The 11,939-nt window shown below is 53.6% G+C and carries 9 protein-coding genes; 2 read left to right on the top strand and 7 right to left on the bottom strand.

Annotated features, from left to right (window positions below):
- Positions 1-99 precede the first annotated feature (99 nt).
- The 4 genes from ADICEAN_RS11190 to ADICEAN_RS11175 all read right to left on the bottom strand — a co-directional run bounded on the left by ADICEAN_RS11190 (position 100) and on the right by ADICEAN_RS11175 (position 6,078).
- On the bottom strand, positions 100-1,275 hold the full coding sequence (locus tag ADICEAN_RS11190; protein WP_009195711.1) for an AGE family epimerase/isomerase: 1,176 nt from the start codon (positions 1,273-1,275) through the stop codon (positions 100-102).
- A 1-nt stretch (position 1,276) separates the two neighbouring features.
- A complete protein-coding gene (locus ADICEAN_RS11185) occupies positions 1,277-2,212 on the bottom strand; it encodes a DUF4434 domain-containing protein (RefSeq protein WP_009195710.1) in 936 nt (311 codons plus the stop codon).
- 64 nt (positions 2,213-2,276) lie between these two features.
- On the bottom strand, positions 2,277-4,169 hold the full coding sequence (locus ADICEAN_RS11180) for a sodium:solute symporter family protein (protein ID WP_009195709.1): 1,893 nt from the start codon (positions 4,167-4,169) through the stop codon (positions 2,277-2,279).
- Between the two features lie 97 nt (positions 4,170-4,266).
- On the bottom strand, positions 4,267-6,078 hold the full coding sequence (locus ADICEAN_RS11175; protein ID WP_236612901.1) for an FAD-dependent oxidoreductase: 1,812 nt from the start codon (positions 6,076-6,078) through the stop codon (positions 4,267-4,269).
- 226 nt (positions 6,079-6,304) lie between these two features.
- On the opposite strand from ADICEAN_RS11175, the gene ADICEAN_RS23250 reads away from it, so the two are divergent.
- Both ADICEAN_RS23250 and ADICEAN_RS23245 read left to right on the top strand, forming a co-directional pair.
- A complete protein-coding gene (locus ADICEAN_RS23250; protein WP_009195707.1) occupies positions 6,305-6,850 on the top strand; it encodes an ROK family transcriptional regulator in 546 nt (181 codons plus the stop codon).
- Positions 6,851-6,855: 5 nt separating this feature from the next.
- Positions 6,856-7,530: an ROK family protein gene (locus tag ADICEAN_RS23245; RefSeq protein WP_236612902.1), complete on the top strand. Its 675-nt coding sequence runs from the start codon at positions 6,856-6,858 to the stop codon at positions 7,528-7,530.
- A gap of 96 nt (positions 7,531-7,626) precedes the next feature.
- Here the strand turns inward: ADICEAN_RS23245 and ADICEAN_RS11165 are convergent, their stop codons facing one another.
- The 3 genes from ADICEAN_RS11165 to ADICEAN_RS11155 are packed head-to-tail and all read right to left on the bottom strand — an operon-like array spanning position 7,627 to position 11,936.
- Complete coding sequence (locus tag ADICEAN_RS11165; RefSeq protein ID WP_009195705.1) at positions 7,627-8,877, bottom strand: DUF3370 family protein; 1,251 nt, start codon at positions 8,875-8,877, stop codon at positions 7,627-7,629.
- A gap of 44 nt (positions 8,878-8,921) precedes the next feature.
- Positions 8,922-9,620, bottom strand: coding sequence for a GDSL-type esterase/lipase family protein (locus tag ADICEAN_RS11160; RefSeq protein WP_009195704.1), 699 nt, complete (start codon positions 9,618-9,620; stop codon positions 8,922-8,924).
- A gap of 54 nt (positions 9,621-9,674) precedes the next feature.
- Positions 9,675-11,936, bottom strand: a complete 2,262-nt coding sequence (locus ADICEAN_RS11155; protein ID WP_009195703.1) for a GH92 family glycosyl hydrolase — start codon at positions 11,934-11,936, stop codon at positions 9,675-9,677.
- Positions 11,937-11,939: the final 3 nt, after the last annotated feature.

Here is an 11,939-nt window from a genome sequence, read left to right as displayed (position 1 = left end):
CCGTTACGGGCAGTTTCTCAAAGCGGGTTTCTTCCAGTAGGTTTAGGCGGGGCATAGAGTTTGGATCTAGTGGTACGTACTATCGTTGTTGTGCTGTGCTTACTTCGTTTCCAGCGCCTGGGGAAGCTTTTCCAGTGTTTTCCAGACCTGGAACATGGCTCTTGGCACATGAAAGCATCCTTTCCACTTACCCCCTTTCAGGGGTAGCAGGACTTCACCGCGTCTGTTTAAGTACCCAAACCATTCATCGTACTGGCTATCGCGGAAATGGTTCCAACTCCAGTCATGGACCTTCCGGAACCACATCTGGGCGTTTTCATTGCCGGTAAGTTCATAGGCTTTTGCCAGACACACCAGGGTTTCCAGGTGCACCCACCATAATTTCTGATCCCACTCCAGCTGTTGTGGGGGGTGGCCCTTTATATCCCTGAAATAAAACAATCCTCCAAATTCAGTATCCCAGCCCCACTCCACGATGCGCAGGGCAATATGCACTGCTTTGCTGATAAGGGCAGCATCGTTGCGGCGCACTCCCAGATCCATGATAAACCACATGGCTTCCAGGCCATGGCCGGGATTGATGAGGCGGCCTTCAAATGAATCGGAAAAGCTGCCGTCGGAATACACATTTTCCAGGATCAGGCCGGTTTCGGGCTGGTAAAACACCTCCATTACCTCATGGATCACTTCTTCAACCAGGGAATCAATCGTTTCTTTGTCCAGCAGATGCTCCAGCTCCAGAGAAAGATTGCACAATATCATGGGCAGGGAGAAATTCTTCAGATCGCGCGTGCCGGGATAAAGCTTGCTATAGCTCCCTTTGGGGTTTTGGCGGCGCATCAGAATGTTGGAAAAGGTATCGCGGGCGATCTGCGCCCACTCTTCCTGCGGATTTACTTTGTAGTAGGTGCCAAAGCCCATGGCGGCAAAGCAATCTGAAAAAATGTTGTAAGGCTGCAGCAGCGGCTTTCCAGAGCGGGTTAGGGAAAAGTACCAGTTACCCTGCTCGTCCCGGCCCCACTTTTTCAGGAATTTCGCCCCATGCCCGGCCATTTGCAGCCACTCCTGCCTGCGCTCTACCTTATCACAGAGCATCGAAAAAAGCCATAGCTCCCTTCCCTGCAGCCATACAAATTTATCGGTATCGAATACATTCCCCCAGCGGTCCAGGCAGGTAAAGTAGCCTCCGCAGCTTTCGTCTTTGGAGTGCTTGAGCCAGAAGGGCACAACGTGCTGCAACAATTCCTGCTTATACAGCTCTGTATAGTCTTTCATATCAACCTAAGCGTTCTATGTATTCTTTATAGCGATTGTACAGATGGCCCGCCTGCAGGTAGGCTGACTGCGGGCTCATAAAGTGTGAGAATTCGAAAGTGATGGCTTTATCATAGCCGGCCAGGCGGGCAGCCTCCAGCTTTAAGCGCAGTTTTTCGAATTTTATAGGTAGAAACCTTATGGGCATGTCGCGGTCAAAGCTCTCGGCATTGGTCCAGCACTGCAGCCCGAAGCGATCGGCCAGCTTTTTGTTTACCTCAAAAAAGGCCGGCAGTTCGTGGTAATCGATGTGCCCATCCTGAAAGGCCACCGCATCAACCGCCCCTTGTATACCGGAGAAGATTTCGCCCCATTCAGCTTCGTGCTCCTGCAGCGATATGGCGTCTGTTTTGGATAGCTGAGAGGAGGATGCCAGTACGGCCTTTTTACCATCGATCCAGGGCGAGATAAAGGTGGGCAGACCGCCACTTATTTCTTTGCACTGCTTCCCCAGGATATGAAAGGCCGCTGTAGCTCCTTTGGTTTTGCGGCTGATCTCCATGCTCAGGTACCAGCCGGCAAAGCTTTTATAATGGCCATAGCGCTGCCAAACCTCGTCAATCACATAGCGGTTGGCATCGATCTCGTGCTGCATATTGCCCGTATCCCAGTACTGGCCGCTATCGTACAGGCCAAAGTAAAACTGCAGGGCGTGCTTGTCGGCCAGCTCCAGAAATTGTTCCAGCAGGTCTACAGGGGGGCTGTAACAGCCCAGCACCCCTTGGAGGTAGGCCGAAGGATAGGTGATAAAGCGCCGGTAGCCGCTGCGGATCAGAATTACCGTATCGATGCCGATGGCTTTCATGTAGCCAAAATCGCGGTCCCACTCCTCCCGGCCCCAGTTCTGGTGCGGAATGTCATGTGAGATTTCATCGATAAAGGTTCCCGTTATTTTCATTTACTGCTATCGTCTGAGTTGGGAAGAAGAGTCGTTGTTGATCAAAAGGGGTTAGCACAAAACGCTAGCCGGCCGGCACGTTTCGGACTATGCCAGCGGCAGGGGCGGGACTGCTTTTGACAGTTTCCTCATCGGCTTCGTGCAGGTGGTCCCACCAGTTCTTTTTCAGCCACCAGCTGGTCAGGATCAGCACCAGTACCCACGTCAGCAACTGGTCATTTTCCCGGATCATGAAATAGATGGGAATCACCACCTGAGAGAGCTGCCAGACAATACCGGCCAGAATGTTAAGACTATCCCGGCGCAGATGGGTATTGGGTTGAAATGCTGGATCCTCGGCCATCACCTCCCGCTTTATCGGGCCCCAAAAGCCCCAGGGGCGTGTTTTCTTGTAGTATTCTTTAATGGCCTCCCTGTTTTCCAGCGGCTTGCTATAAGTACCGATCAGGCAGCCCAGCAGCGAAAAGCCGAAGATGACGGGGAAGATATAGATATCGACAATTTCGGGAAACACAAAGAGCTTTACTGTAGAGGCGAGCAGGCCCAGCAGCATGCCCCAGAAATACCCATAGCCGGAAAAGCGCCACCATACCCATTTCAGCATGTTGGCCGATACATAGCCCCCGTAAAGGGCGGCGGTGATCCAGAGTGTCAGGCGGTTAAGCGAAGCGGCATTGAACCCGAAAATGATGCCCACCACCACCAGCATGACCGATGACAGGATGCTCAGGCGCACATACTTCTTATCCGAGGCATGGGGGTTGATGTATTTCTTGTAGATATCGTTAACGACATAAGCAGGAGCGGCATTCACAAAAGCTGAAAAGGTACCCATAAAGGCGGCCAGAAAACCGGCCAGCAGCAGGCCCTGAAAGCCCGGCGGCACAAAGCGGCTAATGGCCAGGGGCAGGATTTTTTCAAAATCAATCCCGGGCCCCATTTCCTCCAATACCGGGCTCAGGTAAACCAGCGCCAGTACGGCAAAGCCCGCCACCATCAGGTAGCGGGGTATGTACATAACCCAGATGGTGGTAAAGCTCATCTTGGCAGCCTCGGAAGGGGTGCGGGCAGAGAGCACCCGCTGCATGTCGTAACTGGGTACCGGCCCGGCGATGGAAGCAAAGACCCCCTTAAAAAGCATCATCATGAACAGCAGGCCAAACATGCCGAAACCGTCTTCCGCAATCTTATCGTTTACCGCCGGAAGGGCCGTATTGGTCCAGTCCAGATTCAGCTCCCAGCCAAAGAATAGATCTTTCCAGCCCGGGGGAACGGCAGCACTGATCTGCTCGGCCGTAACGGAGGTATAAGCAATATAGCCTACCACAAAGCATGAAATGGTCATGATCAGAAACTGCAGTACTTCTGTAGCCACCACACTATACATTCCCCCCTTTACGGTATAAAGGGTGGTAAGCAGGCAGATGATCAGGGCATAACTTCGTTCGGAGGTAAGGTACCAGGGCCCGATGGCCATGCCCAGATCCCATGGAAGAATAGCGGCGCAGTACTTGCCGATGCCTTCAAAAAAGTAGGCGATAAAGCCTATAACGCTTACCACGGCAAATACGACTATGATAATGTGCGCCAGCCGGGCCCCCTGGCCCTCCCCAAAGCGGAAGGTGATCCACTGGGCGCCTGTCATAGCATTGGAACGGCGAAGCCAGATGGCCAGAAAAACAAAGATGAATACCTGGTTCCAGACGGGCCACAGCCAGGGAATCCAGGCACTTTTAAGCCCGTAGATAAACAGGATGCTTACCGTCCACATAGTGCCTGAGATATCAAACATCCCCGAAGCATTGCTCAGGCCCAGGTAGTACCAGGGCAGCTTGTTGCCCCCCAGAAAATAGGACTGCAGGTCTTTGGAAGCTTTTTTAGAGATATAAAAGCCCAGAAAGAGAATGCCCACGATGTAGGCGAGAATAATGCTAATGTCGAGTAGGTGTAACGGCATCGCGTAGGGCCTGGTATACGGGTTAGGGTTAGCAGGGGTCACAGTCAGGCTGCGACCTCCGCATTGTATTTCCAAAAAAGGGGATTTGCCCCCACGCTCAGGGACTGCTGTTGTTCAGACGCTGGCCCTGATGATCCACCGCTAAGGCAAAAGGATTCAGGATGCGGTCGATCAGTACGGCTGCCTGCCGGCGGTTGAGCAGCGGCTCCTTTGCTGCTGCTTCCGAAAAGCCCAGCTGTTGCCAGGCTTCCGCCAGTTCTTGCTCCTGCAGGGAGGGCTTTACTAGTTTAAAGACTTCTGCCAGATAGCCCAGGCTTAGCTGAGCGCCGGAGGCTGCCCGCCCGGCCAGGGCAGGATAATAGTCCTGCATCCCCTGGATCAGTTCCCATTCGCTGATGGGATAGCTGGGATACATCCAGGTTTGGTTGGCCCATTTATAGGAAATACCGGTTCCTTTCAGGATACCGGTTGCGCCAATGCGCTGCAGGGCGGCAAAATGCGGATCTTGCGGTTTAACATCAATAAAGGGCATAATGTAGGCTCCGGCCTCCAGCAGGGCTTGCTGAACCTCCCGGATGGGTACCTGGGCGGGCTGTACCTGCTTTTGCAGGCTCAGGGCTGCCAGGGCTCCGGCGGCCTGCCCTATGCCCATTACCACCGGCTGCAGGCGGCTGGCACCATTTACTATGTTGGTGACACTGATGCTTTTTTCGGCCACGATAAGGCCCTCGACCCCCTTGGGAATCAGCGCACCGAGGGGGATGTTGTAGGAAGGCACTTTAAAATTGATGAAATCAATGTCCGGCGCATCCGGGTTTTTGTCGTGGTGGTGATCGATGGGATAATCCCCCACAGCAACCCCCGTGCGGTAGAGCGCTTCTTTTTGTGAATAGGGGTCGGCCACATGCGTAGCAGTCAGTGTGGCCAGACCCTCTATCCGTCTGGATTCCCGATGATAGGGAATCATGGGGAGTTTATCGCGGGTAGGAAATTCGTCGTCTGCCAGGCCCAGGTGCTGAAAGCCCAGCTCCTGCTGCAGGTAATAGACAAAGCGCAGGGAATGCTGCTTAGCTTCTTCCAGAAGCGCCTGCCGCTGGGAGGGCGTTTTTTCAATGAGATTCAGGTAGTAGTCGTTGCCGCAGCGGGGCCAGTTGATCATGTATTTTTGATTGGGCAAGCGGCCGTACTGCATCATCTGCAGGCAATCATCAGAAGGCTTTTTGGCTGCCGACGGCTGGCAGGCACAGCGAAATTCTTCGGGATTATAGCCCTTTGGCTTGGCAATGGTTTTATTGACCCCAGGGCCATAATCTTTTAGTACCACCACATAGGTAAGGTCCTGGATAATATCATTGGCCTGCAGGGGCGCCAGCTGTTCGCCGGTACTTTCCCGGCTATCCATCCCAATGCGGTAGGCCGCCCCGGCAGCGGCAGCCACATCGCCAAGCTCGCTTGCATCCAGCAGCAGCCTGGCTTCTATGATCCTTCTCTTTCTGCCTTCCAGCAGAGTTACCCGCCAGCTGCCGTTTGCCATTTTCTCGATCGCACTCCAGCGGGTATTATAGCGTATTTGCAGTCCGGGCAGGGTGGCAAGCTCTTTCCAGAGGCGGTTGCCCACCGAGGGCTCAAATAGGGTGTTGCTTACCCAGCCAGTCTCTACCGCTGCCGGGCCGCCATAGTGGGCATACAGCTTCTGACGAAATTCTCCCCACAGGCCGGAAGGCATCTGGTGGTTGCCATCGATGGCCGAAACGCCTGCCGCAGTGAGCATACCGCCAAGCCAGGGGGTCTCTTCCACAAGAAGCACCTGCACCCCCATACGGGCCGCCTGTATGCCGGCCGTAGTGCCGCTGGCCCCACCCCCTATGATAAGGAGATCTGTTTTCAGGACCTGTGCCTGTGCCGGCAAAACACAAAAAATGCCCGCCAGACCAAGCCATATCGAAAACAAGCCCTTATAATTCATTATATTTCATTTGATTTACAACCAATCTAGTAAAATATCATAAAAGGTGAAAGTCTTTTTAAAATTATTTATTAAGTCAATATTTCTTTGTATATTATATCAGAATCCCAGCGTCACAGCGTGTTAGCTAGTGACCGGAGCCTATGCCCAAAAGTTTTAGCCATTGGAAATGACCAGAACGTTTTTTGAAGAGCTTAGCAACGAAAGTGCTACCGGTGTTGCCTACAAAAATGTAAACCTCAAAAAAAGAGTGTTATCCTATTTTGCCAATGTAGGAAATGCCACCATTGCCGAATTTTGCAAGGAGCTGAACCTAAGCCCGCCCAAGGTTAACAGCCTGCTAAATGAGCTTATGCAGGATGGCCTGGTACAGGAACAGGGCAAGGAAGGCTCTTCGGGCGGGCGGCGGCCCAATCTGTATGGCCTGCGCCCGGATTCCGGCTTCTTTCTGGGCATTGACGTAAAGCAGCAGCACATCAACATTGGCCTGACCGATTTTCAAAAAAACCTGGTGCGCCTTGTGGAGCGACACCCCTACGAGCTGCGGAATGACAAAGAATCGCTCGATGAGCTTTGCCGGCTGATCAACCACTTTATCAAGGAGTTTGGTATTCCCAAAGAGAAGATCCTGGGCATTGGCATCAACCTCTCCGGCCGCATCAACCACACCACCGGCTATAGCTATAGTTTTTTCATTTTCATGAAGACCCCTTGAGCAAGGTGATCGAGGCCAGCGTGGGCATCCGGGTATTTCTGGAAAACGACTCCCGCGCCATGGCGTATGGCGAGTTCAGCTCCGGTATTGTAGGTGATGAAAAAGATGTGCTATTCCTGAACATTGACTATGGCATTGGCATGGGCATCATGATCAATGGGCAGCTTTCGTATGGCAAATCCGGTTATTCAGGGGAGGTGGGGCACATCCCCCTGTTCCAGAACGAGATCATCTGCCAGTGTGGCAAGAAGGGCTGCCTGGAAACGGAGGCGGCCGGCTGGGCCCTGGTCAACATGTTCCGGGAGCGCCTGCTACAGGGCTCCTCCAGCCTGCTTAGCCTGGCAAAGCTATCGCCCCAGGACATCAAGCTGGAAGACATTATCGAAGCGGCCCAGAAGGACGATGTACTTTCCATTGAACTGCTGGCAGAGATCGGCGAAAAGCTGGGCCGGGCCATAGCCCTCCTCATCAACATCTTTAACCCCGAGCTGGTGATCCTGGGCGGCAGCCTTTCTCAAACCCAGGAGTATATCCGGCTGCCCATTAAAAGTGCCGTAAATAAATACTCGCTGAGCCTGGTGAATAACGATACCCAGCTGAAGATCTCCAAGCTGGGCAACAGTGCCGGGGTGATCGGCGCCTGCCTGCTGGTGCGGGACCGCCTGCTGGAAATTGCCTGAGCCGCCCGCTACATCCCATACCACGCGCAGAGGCCATAAATAGGGGTGTTGGATAAACCAGCACCCCTATTTATGGCCTCTGCGAATGCCCCTACTTTACAATACCTGCAGAATAAGCTGTGAATTGGTAGTAATAAGCCCGGGCACATACAGTTTAAAGGCATAGCCCTTTGTAGTATTGGCGGGTACAAACACCGTCCCGAGATCTTGCTTGGGGGCATTAAGCTGGAGGTAAACTGTTTTTCGGCTTCCTACAAAATCAACCGGCCCATTGAAGGTAGCATTGTTCTTTGCCGGATCGTAGGCATTGGAGGCCATTGAAATTTTTACATACTTACCCGTAGCATACTCGTTCTTCAGATTGATGCCGTATTCGATCAGGTGCCCGTAATTGCCATAGGTGCGTGAAGAAGAACCCGCCAGCGTCATTAGGGCATCGGAGGTCTGCTCAGCCAGGTTACTGTTGAATTTTGCCGTTGTATTCAGGCAAAAGCCGGCATAGGCTGCATAACTGGGAATGGTTGCATCTATTCTGGCATACAGCTTGGAATAGCGGTATACGCCTGCCTCACGGCCGTAGGTATTGGTAGATTCTGTTCTGTAGTCTCCAGGGGCACAGGTGGATTGTGAGAGGTTTATGGCCCTGCTGGTAGCACCATCATAAGTAATGACCGTGTATACATACGCATTTCCACTGGTAGTTACCTCCAGCAGCCCATCTATCATGTTGGCGCTGTTCATGGGCACCCTGGCAATTTCCCGAACCTTATACGGATCTATACTGGCAGCGGCCGTATTTTGGTTAAAGCCACTGGTATTCATCCAGTTTTCTGCAACCTTAAAGCTGGGCCCGGTCCCTGCCCCTGTTAAGGGATAACTACTATTGGTATGGATCGATCCTTTGGACTGTACCGTGATGGCAGTTGAGGGATTAGGGTTGGAAACCAGCACATGCAAATAGGCCGTTCTGCCTGTTTGATTTATATGAAACAGATAAAGGTTGAAGGTGCCTGAAAGGGGGAAGGCCGCAGACGTTCTGCCAGAACAAGCCTTGCCGGCATTGTTCATCAGCCAGCCCTCGCCCTGGAAGATTTCGGGATTGTTGCTTACCCAAATGGGGTTTCCGCCAATGTAGGTCGTTGGCTTGTGCAGGCTGTTGTCTGCCACTTTACTGCTGCTCCCAAGCGTTCCCGCCGTAAAATGGGACTGCACAATAGGAGAGCTGGCCGCCGCTGCCTCGGGTGCCGAAAGGGCTTCCGGAGCAAAGGGGGCTTCTGTACAGGCCATGCCCAGGCAAAGCACGATACCGGCCATGCCTGCGCGGCTAATTCGTTGGATGTTTTTCATACGAGTTGGTTGTAGTTGGTAAAAAAATTAAAAAGCTCAGGGGGTTAGGGGCAACAATGGTTCAGCTGCATCAGCGCTTCTTTCCAGCGCAGGTACCCCCGGCCGTTCAGGTGCAGGCCGTCATTGGTGTAGCGGCTGTCGAGCCGGCCATCCGCATCGGAAAATACCGCATGCAGGTTAATGTAGGTGGCCCCATGGATGCGGGCAAGGCGCTGCAGTTCGGCATTAACCGCCAGAATGTGCGTTTCTTTGTTCTGATAGCCTTTGTATTCGCTAAAGTGGTTGTTGGTGGGCAGCAGGCTTTGCAGATAGAGCTGCGTACGAGGCGATTGCCGGCGAACCTGCAGGATGATCTTTTGCAGGTTGGCAACAATGACCGCGTCGGGTATTCCCCGGGCAATGTCGTTGATGCCGATCATCAGAAACAGTTTGGCCGGGCCGGAGGCCGTCACTTCGTCCAGTCGGTTGAGCACGCCAAAGGTAATGTCAGAAGAGATGCCCCTGTTCTTTACCAGGGGGTTTTGCCAGAGTTCTGCCCATTCGGCAATGTCGGTAAGGCTGTTGCCCAGAAAAATGATTTCCCCCGGGCTGTCGGGCAGCAGCCGGAAGAGGGAAACTTTCTGTTCGTAATAGGAAGATGAATACGTAGTATCATAGCCAAGGCTAGAGGGGGTCTGAGCGCTGCAGGCACCGGCAAGAATAAAACTTTGCACCAGAAGTATAATCAAGCAGATGTGTTTCATAGCGGATCTGGCGTTTGGGTGGAAAGGTAAGCCCGGTCAGCCCAGGCTGCGGTATCAGTTCGTTCCCGAGGGTGGAAAGTGTGCCCGCTCACTGGCCCAGGATTTGTTTGGTTCCAGGCCCATGACAAAGCGCAGGGCTCCCCCTTGCATGATCTCTTCGTGGGTAATGTAGGAGCGCTCCAGCCGCTTTCCGTTCAGGAACACATCCTGTACATACACATGGCTGCTGCTGTTGTTTTCTGCCGTAATGCGAAAGCTTTTTCCCTCCGGAAGCTGCAGCTGTGCTTCGCGTACCAGCGGACTGCCCAGTACATAGTGGCCGTCTACCGGATTTACCGGGTAAAAGCCCAGGGCACTAAACACGTACCAGGCCGACATCTGGCCGCAATCGTCATTACCGGCCAGGCCTTCCGGCCCGGTAGTGTACATGTTCTCCATGATGTTGCGCACCCGCGCCTGTGTTTTCCAGGCTTTCCCCACATAATTATACAGGTAGGCGATGTGATGGCTGGGCTCGTTGCCGTGGGCATACTGGCCAATAAGGCCCGTAATGTCAATGGAAACATTATCGCCCGTCATCTGCGAAGTTACCTGAAAGGTAGAGTCCAGATGTTGCTCAAAACGGGCCGGAGAGCCAAAGAGGGAGATAAGACCCTGTACATCATGGGGCACAAACCAGCTGTGCTGCCAGGCAGTGCCTTCTATGTACATGCCCTCGAAGCCATGTTCGGAATGAAAAGGGTCGAAGGGGCTCACCCAGCTGCCGTCGCTGTTCTTGCCCCTCATGAAAAGGGTTTCCCTATCGAAAAGGGGTTTATAAGAAGCAGAGCGTTTCATGAACGTTTCATAATCCTGCTGCTTACCCAGTTTTTTAGCCACCTGGGCAATTGCCCAGTCATCAAAGGCATATTCCAGGGTTTTGGTGACCGACCAGCCGTCTTTATCGGCCGGAATATAGCCCCACTGGCGGTAAAGATCGGTGCCGCGGATGTTCTGCTCCGCACTGGCCAGCATTGCCTGATAGACTTCTTCTTCCCTGCCTTGCAGGTGGCCTTTCAGCAGGGCTTCGGCAAGTACCGGCACTGCATGATAGCCTGTCATGGTATTGGTTTCATTGCCCGCCAGTGCCCAGACCGGCAGCAACTCATACTCGTGATAAAACGCCATCAGCGAGCTGAAGAAATCATTGAGCCGTTCGCCCTGGGTTATGGTATAGAGCGGATGGGCAGCCCGGAAGGTATCCCAGAGGGAAAATACGCTGTAGCGCTCAAAGCCTTCGGTGGTTTGGAGCTGGTGATTGGCCCCCTTGTATTGCCCTTTTACATCGGAAAACAGAGAGGGCGCCAGGGCGGTATGGTATAGGGCCGTATAGAAGACCGTATCGAGGGCAGGACTGATCAGGCGGGCCTGAATCTTACCCAGCTCCGCATTCCAAGACTCATGCGCCTGCTGCACCCATTGCTGAAAATTCCAGCCCGGGGCTTCCTGCTGTATGTTGGCCAGGGCACCCGCTTCGCTGGCGCTGGAAATACCTACTTTGATCAGCAAGGGCTCCGGACCGGCCCCAAACTGCAGCAGTGCTCTTACCTTTTGCCCCCTTGCTTCACCTGTGCTGGCGGCACTCCCCTCCTGCTGCAGGCGGTGGCTGCTCAGGGGCTGGGAGAAGTGAGCAGCAAAGAACACCCATTGATCTTTGGCCCATCCGGTCGACTTGCGGTAGCCAGTAAGCAGCGTATCGTTCACCACGCGGATATAGGTATCCGTAGGTGCATCCCAGTTGATGTGAAAGCCCAGATCAATGGCAAGGGTTTTGGCAGAATCTTCCGGAAAGCGATACTGATGCAGGCCTACGCGCCGGGTAGCGGTCAGAGCAACCTCAATGCCATTGTCCAGCTGTACCCGGTACAAGCCCGGGCTGGCCGCTTCCCGCCCATGCTGAAAACGCTGGCGCTCCCCCTGCTGCAGATCAGCCGCATAATAGGGCATTAGCGATATATCATACAGATCGCCAATGCCCGTACCGCTCAGATGGGTATGGCTAAAGCCGGCAATCAGGCTATCCGAATAGTGGTAGCCCGAGGACCAGTCCCAGCCCTGGGTGCCATTGTCGGGGCTGAGCTGTACCATGCCAAAGGGAAGCACGGCACCGGGATAGGTGTGGCCGTGGCCGCCTGTGCCTATGAAGGGGTCTACAAGGGTTGATGGGGGCGCAGCTGCTGTTTTCGGACTACTTTCGTGCTCCAGGCCAGTGCAGGCTCCTAAACCAGCAAGAAGCAGGAGACCAGGGGCCAGAGACGTGTAAGGACGTAAAGTCATACT

The organism is Cesiribacter andamanensis AMV16 (assembly GCF_000348925.1).
GTDB classification, from domain to species: domain Bacteria; phylum Bacteroidota; class Bacteroidia; order Cytophagales; family Cyclobacteriaceae; genus Cesiribacter; species Cesiribacter andamanensis.
The sequence above is the reverse complement of the archived record's forward strand: the minus strand, read 5'-3'. Positions and strand labels throughout refer to the sequence as shown.

Coding starts and splice junctions, on each gene's coding strand:
- ADICEAN_RS11185 (WP_009195710.1), bottom strand. CDS start 2,212: ATGAAAATAACGGGAACCTTTATCGATGAAATCTCACATGACATTCCG.
- ADICEAN_RS11190 (WP_009195711.1), bottom strand. CDS start 1,275: ATGAAAGACTATACAGAGCTGTATAAGCAGGAATTGTTGCAGCACGTT.
- ADICEAN_RS11165 (WP_009195705.1), bottom strand. CDS start 8,877: ATGAAAAACATCCAACGAATTAGCCGCGCAGGCATGGCCGGTATCGTG.
- ADICEAN_RS11155 (WP_009195703.1), bottom strand. CDS start 11,936: ATGACTTTACGTCCTTACACGTCTCTGGCCCCTGGTCTCCTGCTTCTT.
- ADICEAN_RS11160 (WP_009195704.1), bottom strand. CDS start 9,620: ATGAAACACATCTGCTTGATTATACTTCTGGTGCAAAGTTTTATTCTT.
- ADICEAN_RS11180 (WP_009195709.1), bottom strand. CDS start 4,169: ATGCCGTTACACCTACTCGACATTAGCATTATTCTCGCCTACATCGTG.
- ADICEAN_RS23250 (WP_009195707.1), top strand. CDS start 6,305: ATGACCAGAACGTTTTTTGAAGAGCTTAGCAACGAAAGTGCTACCGGT.